The organism is Pseudarthrobacter kochi, from assembly GCF_055412805.1.
Genome location: NZ_JBVAYV010000030.1, coordinates 1 through 20929 on the forward strand (window position 1 = coordinate 1; position 20929 = coordinate 20929).

Annotated in this window: 18 protein-coding genes, 1 tRNA gene, 1 other RNA gene and 1 riboswitch; of the genes, 13 read left to right on the forward strand and 7 right to left on the reverse strand. The window is 66.2% G+C overall.

What is annotated here, in order from left to right; translation table 11 throughout:
* Positions 1–559 precede the first annotated feature (559 nt).
* The 3 genes from ACZY0Y_RS14200 to ACZY0Y_RS14210 all read right to left on the reverse strand — a co-directional run bounded on the left by ACZY0Y_RS14200 (position 560) and on the right by ACZY0Y_RS14210 (position 5396).
* On the reverse strand, positions 560–1108 hold the full coding sequence (locus ACZY0Y_RS14200; protein ID WP_463958637.1) for a recombinase family protein: 549 nt from the start codon (positions 1106–1108) through the stop codon (positions 560–562).
* Positions 1109–1449: 341 nt separating this feature from the next.
* The gene (locus ACZY0Y_RS14205) at positions 1450–2811 is read right to left on the reverse strand and encodes a phenylacetate--CoA ligase family protein (RefSeq protein WP_463958638.1); all 1362 of its coding nucleotides are present in this window, start codon (positions 2809–2811) and stop codon (positions 1450–1452) included.
* 11 nt (positions 2812–2822) lie between these two features.
* Positions 2823–5396 (reverse strand): cation-translocating P-type ATPase, encoded by a 2574-nt coding sequence (locus ACZY0Y_RS14210; protein ID WP_463958640.1) that lies wholly within the window; start codon positions 5394–5396, stop codon positions 2823–2825.
* A 734-nt stretch (positions 5397–6130) separates the two neighbouring features.
* On the opposite strand from ACZY0Y_RS14210, the gene ACZY0Y_RS14215 reads away from it, so the two are divergent.
* Positions 6131–6469 carry a heavy-metal-associated domain-containing protein gene (locus tag ACZY0Y_RS14215; RefSeq protein ID WP_463958642.1) on the forward strand — a complete coding sequence of 113 codons (339 nt, stop codon included), beginning with the start codon at positions 6131–6133 and terminating at the stop codon, positions 6467–6469.
* 65 nt (positions 6470–6534) lie between these two features.
* Here the strand turns inward: ACZY0Y_RS14215 and ACZY0Y_RS14220 are convergent, their stop codons facing one another.
* Both ACZY0Y_RS14220 and ACZY0Y_RS14225 read right to left on the reverse strand, forming a co-directional pair.
* Positions 6535–6969: a hypothetical protein gene (locus tag ACZY0Y_RS14220; protein ID WP_463958644.1), complete on the reverse strand. Its 435-nt coding sequence runs from the start codon at positions 6967–6969 to the stop codon at positions 6535–6537.
* A gap of 48 nt (positions 6970–7017) precedes the next feature.
* Positions 7018–7470, reverse strand: coding sequence for a universal stress protein (locus ACZY0Y_RS14225; RefSeq protein ID WP_463958646.1), 453 nt, complete (start codon positions 7468–7470; stop codon positions 7018–7020).
* 205 nt (positions 7471–7675) lie between these two features.
* Between ACZY0Y_RS14225 and ACZY0Y_RS14230 the strand changes: the two genes are divergently transcribed.
* From ACZY0Y_RS14230 to ACZY0Y_RS14250, 5 genes are all read left to right on the forward strand, one after another.
* Positions 7676–8152: a hypothetical protein gene (locus ACZY0Y_RS14230; RefSeq protein WP_463958649.1), complete on the forward strand. Its 477-nt coding sequence runs from the start codon at positions 7676–7678 to the stop codon at positions 8150–8152.
* 134 nt (positions 8153–8286) lie between these two features.
* Complete coding sequence (locus ACZY0Y_RS14235; RefSeq protein ID WP_463958651.1) at positions 8287–8931, forward strand: DUF305 domain-containing protein; 645 nt, start codon at positions 8287–8289, stop codon at positions 8929–8931.
* A 77-nt stretch (positions 8932–9008) separates the two neighbouring features.
* A complete protein-coding gene (locus ACZY0Y_RS14240; RefSeq protein ID WP_463958653.1) occupies positions 9009–9890 on the forward strand; it encodes a F510_1955 family glycosylhydrolase in 882 nt (293 codons plus the stop codon).
* A gap of 154 nt (positions 9891–10044) precedes the next feature.
* Positions 10045–10317, forward strand: a complete 273-nt coding sequence (locus ACZY0Y_RS14245) for an SHOCT domain-containing protein (RefSeq protein WP_463958655.1) — start codon at positions 10045–10047, stop codon at positions 10315–10317.
* Positions 10317–11789, forward strand: coding sequence for a multicopper oxidase family protein (locus ACZY0Y_RS14250; protein ID WP_463958656.1), 1473 nt, complete (start codon positions 10317–10319; stop codon positions 11787–11789). Before ACZY0Y_RS14245 ends, ACZY0Y_RS14250 begins: the two co-directional genes overlap by 1 nt.
* 523 nt (positions 11790–12312) lie before the next feature.
* Here the strand turns inward: ACZY0Y_RS14250 and ACZY0Y_RS14255 are convergent.
* Positions 12313–12984: a M23 family metallopeptidase gene (locus tag ACZY0Y_RS14255; RefSeq protein WP_463958696.1), complete on the reverse strand. Its 672-nt coding sequence runs from the start codon at positions 12982–12984 to the stop codon at positions 12313–12315.
* Between the two features lie 137 nt (positions 12985–13121).
* Positions 13122–13296, reverse strand: a riboswitch (cyclic di-AMP (ydaO/yuaA leader).
* A 530-nt stretch (positions 13297–13826) separates the two neighbouring features.
* Between ACZY0Y_RS14255 and ACZY0Y_RS14260 the strand changes: the two genes are divergently transcribed.
* The 3 genes from ACZY0Y_RS14260 (at position 13827) to ACZY0Y_RS14270 (ending at position 15969) form a co-directional block, all read left to right on the forward strand.
* Positions 13827–14408, forward strand: coding sequence for a recombinase family protein (locus ACZY0Y_RS14260; RefSeq protein WP_463958658.1), 582 nt, complete (start codon positions 13827–13829; stop codon positions 14406–14408).
* A 13-nt stretch (positions 14409–14421) separates the two neighbouring features.
* On the forward strand, positions 14422–15009 hold the full coding sequence (locus ACZY0Y_RS14265; RefSeq protein WP_463958698.1) for a recombinase family protein: 588 nt from the start codon (positions 14422–14424) through the stop codon (positions 15007–15009).
* Positions 15010–15078: 69 nt separating this feature from the next.
* The gene (locus tag ACZY0Y_RS14270) at positions 15079–15969 is read left to right on the forward strand and encodes an oxygenase MpaB family protein (protein ID WP_463958659.1); all 891 of its coding nucleotides are present in this window, start codon (positions 15079–15081) and stop codon (positions 15967–15969) included.
* Positions 15970–16058: 89 nt separating this feature from the next.
* On the opposite strand, the gene ACZY0Y_RS14275 is transcribed toward ACZY0Y_RS14270, so the two are convergent.
* Positions 16059–16143: transfer RNA gene (locus ACZY0Y_RS14275), tRNA-Ser, on the reverse strand.
* Between the two features lie 226 nt (positions 16144–16369).
* On the opposite strand from ACZY0Y_RS14275, the gene ffs reads away from it, so the two are divergent.
* The 4 genes from ffs to ACZY0Y_RS14295 all read left to right on the forward strand — a co-directional run bounded on the left by ffs (position 16370) and on the right by ACZY0Y_RS14295 (position 20740).
* An RNA gene (gene ffs, locus ACZY0Y_RS14280) (signal recognition particle sRNA small type) lies at positions 16370–16466 on the forward strand.
* Positions 16467–16493: 27 nt separating this feature from the next.
* Positions 16494–19505 carry a DNA polymerase III subunit gamma and tau gene (locus tag ACZY0Y_RS14285; RefSeq protein WP_463958661.1) on the forward strand — a complete coding sequence of 1004 codons (3012 nt, stop codon included), beginning with the start codon at positions 16494–16496 and terminating at the stop codon, positions 19503–19505.
* Between the two features lie 51 nt (positions 19506–19556).
* Positions 19557–20156, forward strand: coding sequence for a recombination mediator RecR (recR, locus tag ACZY0Y_RS14290; RefSeq protein ID WP_024366686.1), 600 nt, complete (start codon positions 19557–19559; stop codon positions 20154–20156).
* A 17-nt stretch (positions 20157–20173) separates the two neighbouring features.
* Positions 20174–20740, forward strand: a complete 567-nt coding sequence (locus ACZY0Y_RS14295) for a GNAT family N-acetyltransferase (RefSeq protein ID WP_463885979.1) — start codon at positions 20174–20176, stop codon at positions 20738–20740.
* Positions 20741–20929: the final 189 nt, after the last annotated feature.

Here is a 20929-nt window from a genome sequence, read left to right on the forward strand (position 1 = left end):
CGGATTGGCCAAACGGAGTTCTAGACAAACCCCATTTTTCCCGATCCGACAGGCATTCTCCGTTTAAACCGCCGATACAACCTCAACCCGACCGGTGGATCGAGGCTAAGGACCCATCAGGAAGGCCGCCGGCGACGTGCCGGCGGCCTTCCGCTTTCCCCAGCCGTGACGCAGGACCTCCAGCCTGGCCATGTGCGCTTCGCCTCGGCGCACCAGGGCGGCATGCCGCGTCTCCGCCCACCAGCCCGGAATTCCTGCGCTACAGGCGGCCTGCAAGGCGCGCGGCGGCGGGGCCCCATCCTCACGGAGGAGCGTGGAAGGGCCGGTCGTGCTGGTGATGGTGAAGCATCCTTTCGCTGTCCATGGATTCCGGGATTCCGGTCATGGTGTCGAACACATGGCAGACCGGCGTGCTTCGGGCCCGGTAGGGCGGGCCTGCGCGGAGGGCGCGTCCGTCCCGGGCGCCCCCGCACTGCGTCCGGCGGTGGACTCCTGGTGCAACGGCGTTACCCGGGATGACGCCCCGTGAAAGGTCGTCTCTCAACGCTAGGAGCACTGCCTAGAGAAGATATCGGTAGACAGTAGCGCGGGAGACTCCGAGCATCTTGCCGATGTCGGAGGCACTGATTCCCTTGCCTTTGAGTTCCTTGGCCCGGGCAGCGGCAGCGTCGTCTACTTTGCGGGGCCTTCCGCCGTGGCGGTTGTTGGCCGCGGCCGCAGCGAGGCCGGCTTTGGTGCGTTCGATCATCGTGTCGCGCTCCAGCTGCGCGAAGGCGGCCACGATCGTCAGCATCGCGGTGCCCATGGGCCCGGTCGTGTCCAGGCCCTCGGTCAGGGAACGGAACCCTGCTCCCCGTTCTCGGATGTTCTCGATAAGGTCCAAGACGTGCCGGGTGTTTCGTCCCAAACGGTCGAGCTTCCATACGGTGAGTACGTCGCCGGTCTCCAGCCTGTCCAGGGCTTTGGACAGCTGAGGGCGTTCGGCTGCGGATCCACTGACGCCTTTGTCGGCAAAGGTCCGGGCTGCACCGGCGGCCTTGAGTGCAGTGAGCTGCAGATCAAGGTTCTGTTCCGCGGTGGAAACCCTCGCATACCCGATTACAGCCATGGACGTCCCTGTATTCTCTTAATCCCGAGCAATTTGCCGTTGTGAGACTATCTGTTGTTGGACGGCATTCTGAGACTTTGGAGGGGCGTGTCGAACCGCGAGTTCCTGTCATTTTCAGAAGTCGTCTGCACGGAATGTCAGAAGTCGTCTGCACTCGAACCTAGGCAATTCCGCAACGGACGGTCGTAGAGCCTTTTCGGAAGGCGATGGATCTGGACATCCGGCACAACGACTTCACCGTACGTTTGGATGGTCACCGTCTCCAGGGACCTCTGGCCGGGACCCGCCCCGTCGCCTCGCCGAATAGCCGGCTCGGGGTTTGCTTCAGGAGGATCAACTTGTCATCGCCGGCCCATTAAGCCCCACACGAAGGGTGCTTTCCCCAAGGCGGTCCGTTCGACGCGTTCAACAACGTGAACGTCCACCGGGGTGTCTACTACACCGGCTTCTTTGAGTGCGCACGCTACGGCAGTCCGAACACCTTCGGTGGAGGCTCCGGGTGCGAGGCCCGCCATGAGGACCCGGAGCCCCGAGGCCTCCTGGATGATCTGCCACCCCGCAGTGGCGGCTTGGTCGAGGACGTGGTGGAACACGATCGGGTGGACATTTACCCTGCCTGCCGCCCCTGGCAGCTGCAGGACGTCTTCGATGCGCCCTTCGATGTCCTCCAGAACGGTGAAGGAGCGTCCGCAGGGGCAGCCCCGTCCGCCCAGTCTCACGGTGTCGGACATTTCGTAGCGGATCAGCGGCAGCGTGCGGGAGAACAGGACTGTGACGAGGAGCTTGGCTCCGGTTGTTCCCGCAGGCACGGGGTTTCCGTTCTGGTCCACGGGTTCGATGATCAGCAGGTCCTCGTAGACATGGCGGTTCCGGTAGGTGCAGGGGGAGGCGATTCCTGCCGTTTCGGTGGCGGCGTAAACATCGAAGGGCGCACTCCCCCAGGCGGCCTCCAGTTCTAAGGCAGTGTGCGGGCTGAGCACTTCGGAGGCGGACATCACGCCTTGCGGTGAGATGTGCAGTCTTCCGGCGCGCTGCTCTGCCGCGAGGGGTTTCAGTGCTGAGGCGTAGCCGACGAGGATCCTGGGCTGGAACCTGTTCAGCGCGGTGACTGTCTCATCCATGGGGGCGGTGACGTCCAGGCGGAGGGTGGGGACGAGCCCGGAGCGCAGCGATGCACCGACGACGGCGGACTGGTGCGTGGGGACGCGGGAGCTGACGAGCGCCATTTTCAGGGGACGGGTCAGGCCGGCGGAGCTCCCTGCCCAGTCGTTGGCTCGGGCGTAGGAGGCCAGGATCGTGCCCCATTCGGTGCGGTTCCAGATGAAGGTCCCGCGCCGACCGGTGGTGCCGGCCGTCGCGGCCGCCCACCACCGGCCGTTCCACGGCCGCCCGGGGTCTCCACCGCTGTGCGTCAGGGACCGCAGATGGTTCTCCAGATCCGCCAGACTCAGGTCCGGTGTCGTGACGGCCTCGTCGAAGTGGGCCATCAGGTCCGCTTTCGTCACGGACGGCAGCTGGTCCAGAGGGGCATCGTGCAGGCCGGCGTGACGGCGCCGGTAGAACTCGGAGCCGGCGTAGGTTGCGCGGCGCAGCTCCCGCAAGGCTTGATCCTGATGGGCCATGATCTGGGCTGCGTCCCAGTGGTCCCGTCTCCGCCATGCGGCCCGCAGGAACAGCACCCGGGAGATGAGGCGGAGGTCCATGGCCGGGTTGTCTAGCGGTTACCGGCCGGGGCCAGGGGCCGGTCAGCATGGACGGTGGTGGCTTCGGGTGTTTCCGGCCGGGGCAGCCTGAGTCTCTTCAGCAGCAGGGCGTTGACGGCGACCAGGAAGCTGGACCCTGACATCGACAGGGCCGCGATCTCGGGGCTGAGGACAAAGCCGGCGAAGGCGAAGACCCCTGCTGCGATGGGCAAGGCTATCGCGTTGTACCCCACGGCCCAGCCCAGGTTCTGGCGCATCTTGCGCAGGGTGCCTTTGCCGATCCGCAGGGCGATCGGGACATCCAGCGGATCCGAGCGCATCAGCACGACGTCGGCCGTCTCGATCGCCACATCGGTGCCCGCGCCGATTGCGATGCCGAGGTCGGCCTGGGCCAAGGCCGGGGCGTCGTTGACGCCGTCGCCGACCATGGCGACTTTCTTCCCCGCCTGTTGAAGCTGGGCTACCTTGGCCGATTTGTCTCCTGGGAGCACCTCGGCGATGACGGTGTCGATGCCCAGCTGGCCCGCGATCCGCCGGGCGGTCGCTTCGTTGTCCCCGGTGAGCATGACGACCTCGATCCCGGCTTCGTGCAGGGCCGCGACTGCGGCGGCCGCGGTTTCCCTCGCGGCGTCGGCCAAGGCGATCACCGCGGCGGCCCTGCCGTCGACGGCGACGAGGACGGCGGTCCGTCCGGTGTCGGCAAGTTCATCGCGCACGGCGGCCAGCGGGCCCAGATCGATGCCCTCTTTGGCCATAAGTCTGCGGTTGCCGACCAGCACCCGGTGCCCGTCCACGGTAGCGCCGGCCCCGTGCCCGGGAACGTTGAGGAAATCCGAGGCAGCCAGGACGGGTGCGCCGTGTTCGCGGGCGTGCCGGACCACGGCCGCAGCGAGCGGGTGTTCGGATTCCTGTTCCACCGCGGCGACCAGGGCCAGGAGTTCGCTTTCGTTGATTCCCTCAACGACGACGTCGGTGACTTCCGGTTCGCCCTTGGTCAGGGTGCCGGTTTTGTCCATCACGACGGTGTCGATCCGGGCAGAGACTTCCAGGGCGGTCGCGTTTTTGAACAGGACCCCGCGCTTGGCGCCGAGGCCGGTGCCCACCATGATCGCCGTCGGCGTGGCAAGCCCCAGTGCGTCGGGGCAGGTGATCACGACAACGGTGATCGCGAACAGCAGGGCCGTCTGGACTCCGGCGCCGAGGGCGAGCCAGGCCGCGAACGTCAGGGTCCCGCCGATCAGGGCGACCAGGACCAGCCAGAACGCGGCCCGGTCGGCCAGCCGCTGGCCTGGTGCCTTGGAGTTCTGGGCTTCCTGAACGAGGGCCACAATTTGGGCCAGGGCCGTGTCGGCGCCGACTTTGGTGGCCCGGACCCGCATGGTGCCGGTGGTGTTGATCGAGGCGCCGATGACGTCCGAACCGATGGTCTTGGTCACCGGAAGGCTCTCGCCCGTGACCATGGACTCATCGACCTCCGACTGGCCATCCTCAACCTCCCCGTCAACCGGTATTTTCGATCCCGGCCGGACCAGCAGCAGGTCCCCGGTTTGGACTTCTGAGGTGGGGATCTCGACCGTGTCGCCGTCGCGGATGACTACGGCGACCGGTGGGGCCAGCTCGAGCAGGGTGCGGATAGCCTCGTTTGCCCCGCCGCGTGCGCGCATCTCGAACCAGTGGCCCAGCAGCACGAAGGAGGTCAGGACGGTGGCGGCTTCGTAGAACACTTCACCGCCGCCGGTGAACGTGACCCAGACGCTGTAAAGCCATCCGGTGCCCACGGCGATCGCGACCAGGACCATCATGTCCAGCGTGCGGGCCTTCAGCGCCCGGTAGGCCCCGTCAAAGAAGATCCAGGCCGAGTAGAAAATGACCGGAAGGGACAGGACCAGGGCCATGACGTCGTCACGAAGCCCGAACGGGGTCGGCGCCGTGAAGCCGAACATGTCCCGGCCCATCGGGGACCAGAGCGTCACGCCTACTGACAGGATCGCTGCGACCAGGAACCGGTTGCGCATGTCCTTGACCATGTCATCCATCGACATTCCGGCGTGGTGTCCGCCGTGGCCCATCGTGTCCTGCGGTGTCCGGGGCAGCGCACCGTGCGGGCCCGGGCCGTGGCCGGCATGGCTGTCCTCCGGAGGGTGGGCATGCCCGGGGTGGGGTTCCGCCGTTTCCGGCGCATGCCCGGGGTGCATGGCCTGGTGATCCGGATCCTTCGGATGCACATGCTCCATTGGAGGCGCTGCACCCGGGTGGACGTGCCCGGACGGCTGCCCTGCGCCGGCCTTTCCGGCGGTGTCATGCCCCGCCGCGGACGTGCCCCCGGTTTCTTCCATCGGGTAGCAGACGTGGTCGGGGACCGCTTCGCCCCGGCAGTGGTATCCGCAGTCCCGGATCCATCCGGAGATCTGCTCCACGGAGGTCACGGACGGGTCAAAGCTCACGGTCGCGGTCTGGGCGACCGCGTTCGCGTCGACGGCGGCGACTCCGGGCCGCTGAAGCAGTACGTGTTCCACGACCGCTTTGGAGGTGGCCCATTGCAGGCCGTGGACCTCCACGACGGTGCGTTTCAGAAGCGTGGTCACCGCTCCTCCTTCCACGCCGGTGCTGCCCGGCGGGACGGCCGGATCAGCAGGCAGGCTGCGGCTGGCGGCCGGTGCCGGTTGGTGATCGGGTGTGGGGCTGGGGTCGGAAGGCAAGGTGCGTCCTTTGGCAATGAGGGAATCCGGGGAGGGCTACGGGCTCTGTCCACCCGTAGCCGGACCTTCATTGCGTATGGGCCTTCGCCCGGGACGTCGTTTTCCGGTTAAGCCGAACATATACCCCCTAGGGGTATGCGTCAATGCCCCTTCCCTGGCATGGCGGCGGATGACGTTCGGCGTCCCTGGCGCCCTGCCAGGATGTAGCCCCAGACGCCCATTACTGCCTCCTGACGGCGTGCAGGGGCACGCGTGCCCTTGCGGTTCACTATCAACCCGCCCGGCCTGCCGCATCAGAGTCTTTGGTCCCCCCGCCCTGGCCTCGCCGGCCGTGTCAGGTGGCCGATTTCCCCGGAGGAACTGCGGGACTCTAAACCAGATGACGGGAACGAGCCGGGCCCCAGGGGTGAAGCGGGAGCCCGCGGCTCCTTTGAACCACGCCAGGAACACTCCCCGCTCGAGGACAGGGCTAGCAGAAAGACACTATTGACTCTTGCGACTTATACCCCCAGGGGGTATCCTTTCAGTGTTGTCAGTGACGTGGTTTGTCCGGGCCCCAGGCCGCTACAGCCGTTCAACCACAACAGCCCCCTTATCCCTCGCTTCGAAGGAAAACTGACATGTGCGGAACAACCGAAACACGAACCCAGCTCCCCCTCTCCTCCACTGCGGAACACGGCTGCAGCTGCTGCGCCCCCGCGGCCGAAACGCAGGCTACGCCCGCCGGGACGTCAGCGGCTCAGGCGTCCGGCACGCAGTACGCCTTGGAAGGGCTGACCTGCGGGCACTGCGTCCAGACCGTCGAAAAGGCCGTATCCCGGGTACCCGGGGTCCAGACAGCGGCCGTAGACCTGGTCCCGGGCGGCACGTCACGCCTCAGTGTCACCGGCACCGCAGACCAGGAGGCTCTGACTGAGGCCGTGCGCTCCTCCGGCTACGCCCTGACCGGCGCGAAGTAGCGTTTCCACGGCCCCGTGGCTCCGGCGAAGACCGTGTTCCAAATGTTCAGGGATTTCCTTGGTGTTCAGTGGCCTCCGGTGTGCTCGCTTGTGTGGCCCGGGGTGGGGACCGGCCCCGGGGTCACCTCGCCTCCGGTGCCGCTGATTGCCGGGCCGATGACAAACGCTGACAGGGAGAACATGGCGGCGAAGACCAGCAGTCCCAGCGCCGGTGCGATCCAGCTGCCGAACCGCCGGTAGAGGCGGACCAGCATGGGAATGGATGCCAGAAGCCCGAGTGCCCCGAACAGTGCGGTACCGCCGGATCCGGCCACCAGAGCGGTTCCGGCGAGCAGTCCGATGTGGTGCAGGACGTGTGGAAGGAGGCCCATGATCAGGCCCACAGCTCCGACCACCGTGTGCCACAGCGCGTGGAGCCTGCCCCGGACGGTCCGCCCCGGAGCCGTCCCGCCGTCGGGGACGGCCGGCGGATGCCGGTCGGAGGAGTGGTCACCGGTCACGGCCGCTGCTTTCGCCGGATGGGTTCCCCTTGCGGGTCAACTGATCACTCATTCTTCGTCGGCGTTCCGGGACCGGTTCCGGACCACGAGCACCGGGCAGGGGGCGTGATGGAGGACCTGGGTGGATACGGAGCCGAGCAGCAATCCGGTGAATCCTCCGAGACCACGGGAACCCACAACCAGAAGGTCAGCGTTCCCGGCGGCCCGCAGTAGCACGGCGGCCGCGTTTCCCTGGACAACGTCCCCGGTCACCGTCACGCCTTCGCTGTCCACGCGCTTCAGGGCCTCGTTCTGGAGCTGCCGTGCGGTCTGAGGGAAGACGTCCGGGTCCCAGACCATGCCTTCCATGCCGACGGTGACGGGCGGGAACTCCCAGGCGGTCACGGCCCTGACCTGGCCGTTGCGCAGCCGGGCCTCCGTGACTGCCCATTCCAGGGCGAGGCGCGACGGGGCAGAACCGTCGACCCCGGCCACGATACTGAATACACCGTCGCCACCCATGAGCACCGCCCTCCGCCAAGTCCCGCAACTGTTGCCCTTAGTGTGGTCCCCGCAGGGATTTACCCGCAAGATCTGACGTCCCGACCACGTGCACCGGCCAGCGACAGAAACAAAGTCCCTGACAGGATCGTTGTACCGGTAAGTGCCCTGCCGCAGGGCCGGTAGCCTTGAAACAGATAGCCCGCCACAGGAAGGGATGACCGTCATGACCGCACCGGCACACGCCGCCGCGATCGCGTTCCTCCGCCGTGCGGGCCTGCTTACCGCGGTCCTGGCCCTCATGGCCGGGATTTTCGGTATGCACGTCATGACCGCCACGCATGCCATGCACTCCCCGGCCACGGCGGCAGCAACCGCCGGCGCCCATCACGACGCATCCCCCGCCGGTCACACCGGAGTTCATCCTCCCGGACCATCCTCCGCCCCGGAAACGCCCGCAGCACAGGACGAAGCGGGTGCCCGGACCGTGCAGTGCGCGGACTCGAACACCTGCACCAGCATGCAGTCCATGACCGCCGCCTGCACCCCGTCGGCGAAGACGGCCTCCCTGACCGCACCGCTGCCCGGCACCGGAATCATCGCCTGGAACACCAACGCAGGGACGCAGAGCGCGATGAGCGCGCTGTGGTCCTATCTCCCCGGCAGCCCCTCGCCAGGCGAGCTCTGCATCAGCCGAACGTAAAAACAGGGCCCCGCGCCGTGACCTGACCGGCGCCCGTCCCTGCCTGACTCTCCTCTGAGCCGGGCGCATCACCGATGCACACACCCCCCCTGGCGCCCACGTGCCCCCTGATGTCTTGAAGGACTTAAACAGCCATGATGAACACGAAGATTCTGCCCCTTACCGCGACCGCCATCGCTGCGGCACTCGCCCTCGCGGGCTGCTCAACCGGCCCCTCCGCACCGTCTGCCACCTCCAGCAGCCCTGCGTCCTCCGCCAGCTCGACGCCAGGAATGGGCCAGGGCCCGGGGATGATGTCCAGCAGTGCACCGGCCGCCGCTACCGAACACAACGAGGCCGACACCATGTTCGCCCAGGGAATGATTCCGCACCACGAACAGGCCGTCGAAATGAGCGAAATGATGCTCAAGAAACAGGGCATGGATGCCCGGATCACCGCCCTCGCCACCAAGATCAAGGCCGCGCAGGCCCCCGAAATCGAGCAGATGACGGGCTGGCTCAAGGCTTGGAACGAACCGGCCCAGATGGCTTCCGGCCATGGCATGGGCGACGGGATGATGGGCGATGACGATCTGAGCAAGCTCGAGGCCGCCCAGGGCACCGAAGCGGCCAAGCTCTTCCTGACCGGGATGATCGCCCACCACCAAGGCGCCGTCATGATGGCCCAGACCGAAATATCCCAGGGTAAGAACGTCGAAGCGATTCAACTCAGCAAAGACATCGTTACCGCCCAGGAAGCTGAAATCAAGGAAATGCAGGACCTGCTGGCCACCCTCTGACCGGTTCCCCTAGGCGCCGGCCCGTCGCGGGCCGGCGCCCAACCCTGCCTTTCCCCACCTGAATCCTTGGAGCCCCCATGTCCAATCCCTCCCGCCCCCGGGTCCGCGCCACAGCTGTTCTGGCAGCCGGCGCCGGCCTCGTCCTTGCCCTGTCCGCCTGCAGCCCGCCCTCCGGCGCGGCCGGCACCTCCCCCGCAATCAGCAACGGAAGCAGCCCCCTGCCGGACGCCCACGTTCACGGGCTGAGCATCAGCACAACCGGCCAGGTGCTCCTGGCCACTCACGATGGCCTGTTCGACATCACGAAACAGCCCGCCGCCAAAATCGGCCCCACCAACGACCTGATGGGTTTCACCGGCGGCACCGACCACGGCGTCCTCTACGCTTCCGGACACCCCGGAGAGGGCTCCGACCTGGCCGACCCGCTCGGGCTGATCAGATCCACCGACGCCGGCAAAACCTGGGAAACGCTCTCCCGTCAGGGTGAATCCGACTTCCACGCGCTCACCGCGACCAAATCCGGAATCGTCGGCTTCGACGGCGCACTGCGCACCAGCCCGGACGGGAAAAACTGGACCGCGGCGGCCGCGGATTTCGTCCCGGCCATCCTTGCCGGGAACCCCACCAGCGACACTGTCCTGGCAACCACCCCACAAGGGATCCACCGCTCAACGGACGGCGGTAAAACCTGGAACACCGTGGACTCCGGACCAGTGGTCCAGTTCGCCGCTTTCGCCAGCCCCGCCGAGGCGGTCGGAATCGAACCCGACGGGACCGTCCACACCTCGGCAGATACCGGCGCGACCTGGACCCGAAAGGGCAAAATCGACGACACGGTCCAGGCTGTGGCAGCAGTTAAGGGCGTGGAGACAAACCCCACCATCTGGGCCGCCACGGCCAGCGGGGTCGTCATCTCCACCGACGGAGGAGTCACGTTCGGGCCCGCCGACGCCTCCTGACCGCACGAACACTGCAGGCCCTGCACCGAGGCCTGCTGCCGACTGTTGCGGTGCGTAGAAAACCGGCCCGAGTGGACCGGGACCTCGGACTCTAGCTGTCAGCCGAGGCCGCGCGAAGAGTCGGAAGTAACTTTAGAAACGAAAGGCACAAATCATGATGTGGGGTTACGGACAAGGAATGGGATGGATGTGGCCCTGGATTCCTCTGCTGCTCATTGGGATCGCGCTGCTGGTGTTTCTGGCGGTCAGAGTCTTTGGCGGCGGCGTCCGTAATGAATACGGACCTCCAGGCCCCCCGGGGCCAGGCGGGCCGCCGCCCGCCGGAGGGAGCAGGGCCCGCCAGATCCTCGACGAGCGCTTTGCGAGAGGAGAACTCACCGCAGACCAATACCGCGAGCAACTCAAAGTGCTCGGTGAGGGACCATAGTGAAGCCCATCAGCCGCCGCCAGGCGGTGCTGCTGGGCGGGCTCGGCATTGCGGGGACAGCGGCCGGCGGTGCCGGGCTGATCTGGACCCTGTCGTCGCAGCAGACTCCCGTTACGGGAAGCGACCTGACCCAGCCTCCGGAGGAACGAAGCACCAACGGCCAGCTGCAGGTGCGGCTCGAAGCCGCACCCGGACAGATTCTGCTGGCAGGCCGTCAGGCCGCAGCCCTTGGCTACAACGACGGCATCCCCGGCCCGACACTGCGCGTACGCGCCGGGGACGTCCTGAAGATCGGGCTCGTCAACAAGCTGACCCAGGCCACCAACCTGCACGTGCACGGCCTCCACGTATCCCCGGAGGGCAACGGAGACAACGTCTTCGTCTCGGTCGACCCCGGCGGCACCTTCGACTACGAATACAAACTTCCCGAGGACCATCCCCCCGGCGTGTACTGGTACCACCCCCACCACCACGGCATGGTCGCCGATCAGATCTTCGCCGGGCTCTTCGGAGCAATCATCGTCGAGGACCCTGAACCCATCGAGTCAAGTGCGGAACGGGTACTGGTCATTTCGGACACCACCCTGGACGGCCTGGGGAACATCCCGGAAGTCCCGGCGATGGAACGAATGATGGGCCGGGAAGGTGAACTGATCCTCGTCAACGGTCAAAGCAACCCGCAATTCAGCGCCCGCCCCGGACAACGCGAACGGTGGCGCATCATCAACACCTGCGTGTCCCGCTACCTCCGCCTACGGCTCGACGGACAGCAGCTCCAGCTCCTCGGTATGGACTCCGGCCGCTTCCCGACACCCAAGAGCGTGGATGAACTTCTCCTGACGCCGGGAAACCGGGCGGACCTCCTCGTGACCACCACGGCCGGGGACTCCGTGCTGCGCGCGCTCTACCAGAGCCGGGGAAGCATGCCGGGAATGATGGGGACGGGGTCCGGAGCGCGCAACCCTGCAGATCAGCCGGACGGCGCCGCACTGGCCACCCTCCGGGTAGCCGGCGAACCGGTCGCAGCCCTGACGGCCGTGCCTGCTCAACAGGGGCTGGGCGACCTTCGGTCAGCCGCCGTCGCGGCCCGCCGTCAGATCGTCCTGGCCGCCGGCATGGGCATCGGCATGGGCGAAGGCGGGGGCATGATGCGTTTCACCATCAACGGCAGGGAGTTCAAAGAGGCCAGAACAGACACCACGGTAGCGGCCGGGAATGTGGAGGAATGGACGCTGACCAACACCAGCCCCATGGACCACCCCTTCCACCTGCACGTCTGGCCGATGCAAATCATCGAGGAAAACGGCCAAGAGACGAACACCCCCATCTGGCAGGATGTGGTGAACGTACCCGCAAACGGGCGCGTGAAGGTCAGGGTGGCATTCAAGGACTTCCGCGGCCGCTCGGCCTACCACTGCCACATCCTGGACCACGAGGACCTCGGCATGATGGGTGCCATCGAAGTCCGGTGAGAAGTCGCATCGGCCCACCCTGATGCCATCACTGCCTTCCACCGTTGGGAACAACTTCTGATGGAATCAACCGTGGGATGGGCTCAACGGAAAACTGCGATTCACCACCGGCGAGCCGCGAAGTGGGCCCAACTCAGACTGCAGAACCGGTCCCCATTCAAACCGCCATAAACAGGTAAAAATGTCAGTCTGAACGGAGCCCACCAGGACGGCCCGAACGGTATCCGCCTGAACGAAACATCGGACCGCAGACCCATCACAGCCCCGGTCCCGCTGGGCCGACGATGCCGAACCGCAGGAAGTCATGCCTGTCGCAAGAAGCCATCGTCCTCCGCAAGATCGGCACACGGCTCTTGAACGAATCCCGGTACCGTGATGCCGCGGGAGTGGGCGGACATATACCGAGCCACGCTGGTCCTCCCCGGCCCCTTCCTATTTCCCTAGCAAGGGCTCCCGGCGGTCCCTCTCGAGACATGAGCGGGTTTTCATCGAGGACCATTTGTTGGCACGATCAGTCCTCGATCTATCGCCTTGGGGCTTGGGCAATGAAGGATGCCGGATCGACGGTCTGTCCGTCGACCATGACCTCGAAATGGAGATGGCAGCCCGTAGAGGCACCTGTCGTACCGACCCCAGCGATCTGCTGCCCCTGCGCCAGGACTTGCCCGACGGAAACACCGATGCTAGCCAAGTGGTTATAGGTGGTTTTCATACTATTCCCGTGGTCGACGACAATCCGGTTTCCGCCGCCATACGGACTCCAGCCCGCCTCGGTCACCGTACCGGCGCCGGCAGCGAAAACCGGCGTCGCGCACGCTCCGGTCAGATCGATACCTGTGTGCATTTCCCTGGCTGCCCCGGTGATGGGGCTGACCCTCAACCCGAAGGGGGAACTGACCTTCATCGATGCCAGCGGTGCCCGCAAGCCCTTCGGCCCGGCCGCTGTGGCAGCGTCCACACTTGACCCCGCAGGGACTACAGACGCCGGGACCGTTCCCGCGGGCCGTTCCCGCGCAGCCGGTGCAGGAGCGGGCTGGGAGGTCACTGCCGGCTTGTCGAAGATCAGGACCGCGCCGGGCGCTGCCGAGACGGCGGCTCCCACGGGGGAAGCTGCGGTTGCGGCGGCCCGGTCCTGGGACGTGGAATGGGCACCCGGATCCGCGTGGGCGGCCGAAAGTGCAGTGAGGGCAATCATCCCCGTCACGGCGGCCGCGACACCCAGTTGTTGGCTGCGGAGCCGGAATGTCGGCTCCTGTAAAAATGGAACGCGGCGGGGTTTGGAGTCGGGAACGGCACGGCGACGGCCGTGGCTGGGCTGGGCAGACAAGATAGTGGTCCTCTCGACGCCGGCGAAGTTAGCTGTCGGATTCGGACGAGTGGACTGTCCGGCCGCTCTGCGGGTCGCGTTCAACGCGCGGTCGCAGGGTCGGCTTCACCCCAGGCGCATCATGGCACACCGTAAGTGGGTCCTCCGCCCCCGCCTTGAAGAGATCAAAGGTCACTGACCGCCGGCGGGGTTTGGCGAAGCGGTCGTATCCATACCCGTTGAGGGTATGTTTCTTCAAGCGTAGCGAACGGTTCGCATAAGTTACAAATTCGTTATATATGACCGGCGTCGATCACCGCAGGGAGCCAGCGCCCCGTGAGTCTGCGCTTGGGCGCCGGCTTCTGAACGCGCCTGATGGTTTGTAGCGGGTATTTGGCAGGATTGACTCAGGGCTGCTTGGCGCGGACTGCTGTGGCGCGGACTGCTGTCGCGCGGACGTCGAAAAAGCCATGGCTACAAGCCGGTCCAACTGAGGAACGCCCACCGGACCAGCCGACCCGCCCGACGGCTCTCGCAAACGAAGGATTTCAAGAACAGGTTGATTTGAGAATCGTGGTGTTCGCAGCGAGCTGTTGCAAACGGGCATCTTTCTGCGGAAAACCGCCGTTGGGACGAAAAGCCGAGCTCAGGGCCGGTCGTTCTCACAAATAGTTCTCAAAACGGTACAGGCGAACCAATGCGCCGGACTGAGTTTTGAGAAGAGAACACCCATGACCGCACACCGAATCGGCTGCGCCCGGGTCTCCACCCGGGACCATAACCTGGGCTTGCAGATCGACGCCCTGAAGAAGGCCGGATGCGACAAAATCTACGAAGACACGATCAGCGGCACCAAGTCTCACCGCCCCGGACTCGACCAGGCGCTGGACACCCTGCGCGACGGTGACACCCTGGTGGTGTGGAAGCTGGACCGTCTGGGTCGGAGCGTGAAAGACCTCCTGGACTTCGCCGGCGGCCTAAACAACCGCGGCGTAGGCTTCGTCAGCCTCACCGACGCGATCGATACCACCACGGTCTCCGGGCGCTTTTTCTTCAACGTAATGGCATCCCTGGCCCAGATGGAACGGGAGCTCATGGTCGAACGCACCCAAGCCGGACTCCGAGCCGCGCGCGAACAGGGACGAGTAGGTGGCCGCCAACGCATCATGACGGAAGCCAAGATCCGCTCAGCCCGCAAACTACTCAACCAGGGAACACCGCCCCGGGAAGTGGCCACGAGCCTCGGCGTCTCCGTCCCGACGCTCTACCGGTGGGTCCCGGCAGCAGGCGCGACGGGGGCTTCGACGCAATAGTCGCTGCTGTTTGGTGCAGGCGACTTCTGAAAACGACAGGTACGCGAAAGTATCCACACACGAGCAAAACGTTGACCTCCAGATCGATGCGCTGAAGGCAGCGGGGTGCAGCAGGATATTCACCGACCACGGTGTCTCCGGAACGAAGGCGAGCCGCCCGGAGTTGGACAACATGATGAAGTACTCACTCAACGAAGGTGACACCCTCGTCGTCTGGAAGTTGGACAGGATCGCTAGGAACACGAAGCACTTCCTGACACTCGTCGATGACCTGCAAGCGAACGGTGTCGAGTTCCGGTCGCTGTCGGACGGCATCGCTACGGGCGGAACGGTCAACCGAGCTTTCCTGACGGTGCTGAGCGCATTCTCCGAACTGGAGCACTCGACCATGTTGGAAAGAACTCACAATGGTCTCGCAGCAGCGCGCGCAAGGGGTCGTGTGGGCGGCAGGAAGCCATCCCTCACCGCAGGACAGGCTGAGCAGTGCAAAGCCCTCTCCGACGCCAAAACGACCGTCACGAGTATCGCCAAAACTATGGGTGTTTCTCGTCAGACCGTGTACCGCTACCTCGAAGGTCAGCGTCAATCGGTTGATGCGTAGCTCAGGATTAGCTCAGACGTCTATTTTGTCCAAAGGAGAACAAGCGCGGTGATCAAACTTTTTGCACCCATGAAGACACTCTTAGTTGGAACTTTCAGCAACGGGGCGACGGGGACGCCGCAGTGGCAACTCGATCTCGCCGAAGGAGACGACGCAGGCTTTTTCCCCGCCAACTCAGCAGTTTGGGCTGTTCACGGTGGCATGCCAACCATCGTTGCGGGTATTCGAGCGCTGCTGATGCAGGCTCTCCACCCAGCCGCGCTGGCAGGCGTGCAGGATCATTCAAATTACCGAGATGATCCGCTCGCACGGCTTGCCGGAACGATCCGCTGGATTTTTACGGTTTCCTACGGTTCAACCGCCGCGGCCCGCGCAGCCTCCGACTGGGTGCTGCGGCTCCATGGATCGGTGCGCGGGGAGTACGTGGACGGGCACGGCGTCACCCGGAGCTACGCGGCGAATGATCCGCAGCTGCTCCGCTGGGTGCATATCGCCTTCACCGACGCTTTCCTCTCGGCGCACAAGATCTGGGGCAGGCCGATACCGGGCGGTCCGAATGCGTACGTACGTGAGTGGGCGCAGGCCGGCGAGCTGATGGGGGTGGAGTCCCCGCCGCTCAGCGAGGAGGCCATGCGGCGGCAGTTGGACCACTGGTACGACGCCGGCGAACTCCGCTCCGACGACAGGGTCGCCGAGACGGTGGCGTTCATCCGCAATCCACCGCTTCATCCAGTGCTCCGGCCAGGCTACCGGGTGCTGTTCGCGGCCGCCGTGGCCAGCCTCGAACCCAAATACCGTGATCTGCTGGGCCTCCGGACCGCACGGCTGGGTCCCATCCCGCTGCCGGTGCGGCTGGCGACGAAGGTGACACTCGGCGTCGTCCATCTTGCCCTGGGCCGGATGGGGCCCAGCGAACAGGCGGCCCGGGACAGGCTCCGCAGGCTGGGCCACCGGGCCTGAGGGGCCAGCCGGGAACAGGTTTCCGGGGCCATTGGGCCCGGTGGCAGGACGCAAAAAAAGGCCCCGGTCCAAGGGACCGGGGCCAAACGCGGAGAATGGGGGATTTGAACCCCCGAGGGCGTTAACCCAACACGCGTTCCAGGCGTGCGCCATAGGCCGCTAGGCGAATTCTCCAGTAGCTTCTGAATCAAAAGCAGATACTAGAATACCTGAACTTCCCGACATCGCCCAATTGGCCCCTCAGCCCCCGCCCCGCGGGACATGCCCCACCCTCACCGCAGCCAATGGACATAAGCCCGCTGTGCCCACTCCCGACCGCGGAAAATGGGCATGTCCCACCGGATTTCCCGGACCCAAAACGCACGATTCGGGGCACACTCAAACGTCGGGTAAACTTGCTGACGGCCCCTCATGTGGCGTCATCCTGTTGAACTCCCCCAGGACCGGAAGGTAGCAAGGGTAAATGGGCTCTGGCGGGTGCATGAGGGGTCTTTTATGTCTGTGCCGATTGGTAGGGTTTATCTGTGACTGTTACTACCGCCCTTTACCGCAGATACCGCCCCGATTCGTTCGCGGACGTTATCGGGCAGGAACACGTCACCGAGCCGCTGATGACGGCCCTACGCAAGAACCGAGTGAACCACGCTTACCTCTTCTCAGGCCCCCGCGGCTGCGGAAAAACCACCTCTGCCCGTATCCTGGCGCGTTGCCTGAACTGTGCTGAGGGGCCCACGGACACCCCCTGCGGCAGGTGCGCCAGCTGCGTCGAACTCGCCCGAGGCGGCTCCGGATCCCTCGACGTCATTGAAATTGACGCTGCCAGCCACGGCGGCGTCGACGACGCCCGCGACCTGCGCGAACGGGCCACCTACGCCCCCGTCCGCGACCGCTACAAAATCTTCATCATCGACGAAGCCCACATGGTCACCTCGGCCGGCTTCAACGCCCTGCTCAAGATCGTCGAAGAGCCGCCGGAACACATCAAGTTCATCTTCGCCACCACGGAGCCGGACAAGGTCATCGGGACCATCCGCTCCCGCACCCACCACTACCCGTTCCGCCTCGTGCCGCCCGAGCCGCTCATGGCGTACCTGGAGCTGCTCTGCACCCAGGAAGACGTTCCCGTGGCGCCCGGCGTGCTCTCGCTGGTAATCCGCGCCGGCGGCGGTTCGGTGCGGGATTCGCTCTCCGTCCTGGACCAGCTCATGGCGGGCGCCGGACCCAACGGGCTGGACTACGAGCTCGCCGTCGCACTGCTGGGCTACACCCATGCTTCCCTGCTCGACGACGTCGTGGAGGCCGTGGCAGCGTCCGACGCCGCTACGGTTTTCCGAGCGGTCGACCGGGTCATCCAGACCGGGCATGACCCGCGCCGCTTCGTGGAGGACCTGCTCGAGCGCTTCCGGGACCTGATCATCGTCCAGGCCATGCCGGAAAGCGCCCAGTCAATCCTCCGCGGCATGCCCGCCGACCAGATCGCGCGCCTGCAGAACCAGGCCCACAACCTGGGGGCGGCCGAGTTGTCCCGGGCGGCGGACGTCACCAACACCGCCCTGACCGAGATGACCGGTGCCACCTCGCCGCGGCTGCACCTGGAGCTGCTGTGCGCCCGCATCCTGCTGCCGTCCTCCGAGCAGACCGAGCGCGGCATCGCCGCCCGGATCGACCGGGTGGAACGCCGCCTGAATTACGCCGGGAACGACGTCGGGGCTCCCGCCGCCCAGACCGCTCCCGCAGCGGCGTCTCCGGTTCCGGCAGCTGCATCTCCCGGACCTGCGGCTGCAGCCCCGGCGGCCGCCGCACCTGCCGCTGCCCCTGAGCGCGATGCCGAACCGGCCCGGGAAGCGCTCACTGCTCCGCGCGTCAGCACCCGCGACTGGCCCGTCGACGAGCCCGCCGCGGTCAACCGGGGGGCTTCCGGGAAGGCCACGCCTACACCGGCGTCCGCGCCGGTGCAGGCAGCGACCACTGCGTCGCCCGCTCCGGCCCCGTCCAGCCAGGATGCCTCCGGCGCAGCTCCCGTTGCCGCGGCACCGTCTGCGCCGGCAGAACCTGCCCAGAGCCTGCCGGCGCCCTCGGTGCCTGCGGCTGCGACCGCCGCGGCGCCTGGCTCAGGATCCGGGCCCGACGTCGAAGTCCTCCGCCGCGCGTGGCCGGAGATCCTGCAGACGCTGACCAAGATCAAGCGCAGCACGTGGGCCCTCGTCGAGCCAAATGCCCAGGTGGGCCACTTCGAAGACCATGTCCTGACGCTCGCCTTCACCACGTCCGGGCTTGCTGGTGCGTTCGGCCGGGCGGATCACTCCGAGAACCTGCGACAGGCGATCCACAAGACGATCGGCATCGAATGCCAGATCACTGCAGTGGCCAGCGGAAGCAACAGCGCAGCGAGCTCTGAGCCAAACCCAAAAGCACCCGCTAGCCGGGATGTTCCGGCCACGTCCACTGACGCTGACTGGGGCCTGCCCCCGGTTGCCCCGGCGCAAACGGAGCCGGAATGGACGGTGCAGGCTCCGGCCGCCGCCCCCGCCGTTCGGTCTGCGGCGGTCCAGGCCCCGGCTACCCCTGCCTCGCCCGTCCGGGTCCCGACTACCCCGGACGAGCCCGTCCAGATCCCGGTATCGGCGCACGTCCCCGCAACTGCAGCCCCGGCGGAACCGCGGGCCACTTCTCCGGCAGACGCGGCTGAAAGCGAACAGCCGGGCGCCGCCCCGGACTCCGCCGGCTCGTATGCCCACCCCGACGACGACTGGGGACCTCCGCGCGACGAGGACGCTCCGCCGCTGGACGAGGAACCGCCCATGGACTGGGACCCCTCGGCACCCGCCCTCGCCCGGGCCGCCCAGCCGGCACCCGCATCTGACCGCACGAAGACCGCCGCCCCGGCGCGTTCCGGTGCTGCTGCCAAGAAGTCCCAGACACACACGCCGGCGCCCCAAGCTCCGGACACCGCCAACGACCCGTGGGCACGGGCCGTCGAGCAGGCCCCCGGCATCTGGACGATTGGCGCGGACTCCAACGTCGGAGGCTACCGGCCCGAGGAATCCATTACTCCCGACCCAACCCCGGAGCCTGAACCCCCGCACTACGAACCTGCCGCGGCCCAGGTCCCGCAGTACGCCGCGGCAGTATCGGCTTCCGCCACGTATGAGCCTGTCGCCTCCTCGTCGAACGGTTGGGGAGACTCATCGGAGTTGGTGCCGGCAGGCGCTGCAGTCTCCGTGAGCGCTGCGGCGGTTGCTCCGACCGCCGGAGCAGCAGCCGCACCGGTCACGGCCCCCGCGGCGCAGCAGTCCAGCGGCCGGCAAAGCCTGTATCAGCGGCTGTCCAACAGCCCCGAGGCGGAGGCTGGACGCGCCAAAGCTCCGGCCCGTGCTGCCGCCACCACCACCTATGTCCAGGACATCCCCAGCGCGGACGACGAAACGATCGAGGAATCAGGCGTCTTCGGACGGGCCGCCGTCGAACGAATCCTGGGCGGAAAACTCGTGGAAGAGCGGTCGCTGGACGGAAGTCCGCTGCCGCCGCGCTTCTAGCCGTCCCGCCGGGCCCTCCGCCCGTCACCACCCCAACCGAACGAGGACAAAGTGTACGAAGGTGCAGTTCAAGAGCTGATTGACGAGCTCGGACGCCTTCCCGGGGTCGGGCCCAAGTCCGCCCAGCGGCTCGCCTTCCACATTCTCGAGGCCGACCCGCAGGATATGAAACGGCTCGCGGATGCCATCATCACGGTCAAGGAACGGGTGAAATTCTGCACGGTCTGCGGCAACGTCACAGAGCAGGAACTGTGCAATATTTGCCGGGACCCGCGCCGGGATCCCTCGATCATCTGTGTCGTCGAAGAATCCAAGGACGTCCTCGCCGTGGAACGCACCCGCTCGTTCCGCGGCCGTTATCACGTGCTGGGCGGAGCCATTAATCCCATTGCGGGCATCGGCCCCGAGCAGCTCCGGATCCGTGAACTCCTCACCCGGCTTAACGACGGCGCCATCCAGGAAATCATCATCGCCACCGACCCCAATCTGGAGGGCGAGGCCACGGCCACCTACTTGGCGCGCATGCTCAAGTCGATTGGCATCGCTGTCACCCGTCTTGCTTCAGGCCTGCCCGTGGGAGGCGATCTCGAATACGCGGACGAGGTCACTCTGGGCCGCGCGTTCGAGGGCCGCCGCAACGCCCTGAGCTGATCGTAGACCGCCCCGCCATGTCCTTACCTGCCCCGGTCCGCACCGAACGCCTGGTGCTGCGTCCGCTGGAAATCGACGATGCGGCGGCGGTCCTGCGGTTCCGCGGCGATCCCATGGCCACGCAGTATCTGTCCCATGAACCCCTGAGTCCCGAGGAGAACTTCGCCAGAATCCTTCGGCTGGTCGATGCCGCGGAATCGTCCAGCGTGGATTGGTTCAGCTTCGGCTGGGCCATAGAGCTCCGCGAGACGGGTGAGGTCATTGGTGACGGCCGGACGTGGAACTCGGCAGAGCCGCCGGCGCCGGGCAAGATACCCGCCGACTGCGGAAGCCTCGGGTATATTCTCCATCCCGGCCACCACGGCCGTGGCCTGGGCCGCGAGGCAGCGGGTGCCCTGGTCAGCTGGCTTTTCGAACAACGCGGAACACAAACGGTGTTCGCCGGCGTTTATGAACCCAACCTCCCCTCCAGACGGCTCTTGGCGGGCCTGGGCTTTCGGCAGGACCGCCATTTCACGTCCGCGCAGGACACAACGGGCAAGAACCTTCCCTCCAGGCGCTACAGACTGGACCGGAACCCGTAGCCGAGTGGACCCCGGACCGCTGCCAAACCGGGCGCTCCGCCGGACTAATTCAACCCCGCATGGGACATGCCCAGCCCCCGCGCATACGGATGGACAAAGTGCCAATATGCCCATCAGCCCGCGCCAACGGAGGGCATGTCCCGGATAGCAGGTGGGCATGTCCAGTCGCTTTCCCCAGCGGAGGGCATG

Coding starts and splice junctions, on each gene's coding strand:
- ACZY0Y_RS14205 (WP_463958638.1), bottom strand. CDS start 2,811: ATGGACCTCCGCCTCATCTCCCGGGTGCTGTTCCTGCGGGCCGCATGG.
- ACZY0Y_RS14270 (WP_463958659.1), top strand. CDS start 15,079: ATGAAGACACTCTTAGTTGGAACTTTCAGCAACGGGGCGACGGGGACG.
- ACZY0Y_RS14295 (WP_463885979.1), top strand. CDS start 20,174: ATGTCCTTACCTGCCCCGGTCCGCACCGAACGCCTGGTGCTGCGTCCG.
- ACZY0Y_RS14235 (WP_463958651.1), top strand. CDS start 8,287: ATGATGAACACGAAGATTCTGCCCCTTACCGCGACCGCCATCGCTGCG.
- ACZY0Y_RS14200 (WP_463958637.1), bottom strand. CDS start 1,108: ATGGCTGTAATCGGGTATGCGAGGGTTTCCACCGCGGAACAGAACCTT.
- ACZY0Y_RS14240 (WP_463958653.1), top strand. CDS start 9,009: ATGTCCAATCCCTCCCGCCCCCGGGTCCGCGCCACAGCTGTTCTGGCA.
- ACZY0Y_RS14215 (WP_463958642.1), top strand. CDS start 6,131: ATGTGCGGAACAACCGAAACACGAACCCAGCTCCCCCTCTCCTCCACT.
- ACZY0Y_RS14230 (WP_463958649.1), top strand. CDS start 7,676: ATGACCGCACCGGCACACGCCGCCGCGATCGCGTTCCTCCGCCGTGCG.
- ACZY0Y_RS14255 (WP_463958696.1), bottom strand. CDS start 12,984: ATGATTGCCCTCACTGCACTTTCGGCCGCCCACGCGGATCCGGGTGCC.
- ACZY0Y_RS14260 (WP_463958658.1), top strand. CDS start 13,827: ATGACCGCACACCGAATCGGCTGCGCCCGGGTCTCCACCCGGGACCAT.
- ACZY0Y_RS14225 (WP_463958646.1), bottom strand. CDS start 7,470: ATGGGTGGCGACGGTGTATTCAGTATCGTGGCCGGGGTCGACGGTTCT.
- ACZY0Y_RS14245 (WP_463958655.1), top strand. CDS start 10,045: ATGATGTGGGGTTACGGACAAGGAATGGGATGGATGTGGCCCTGGATT.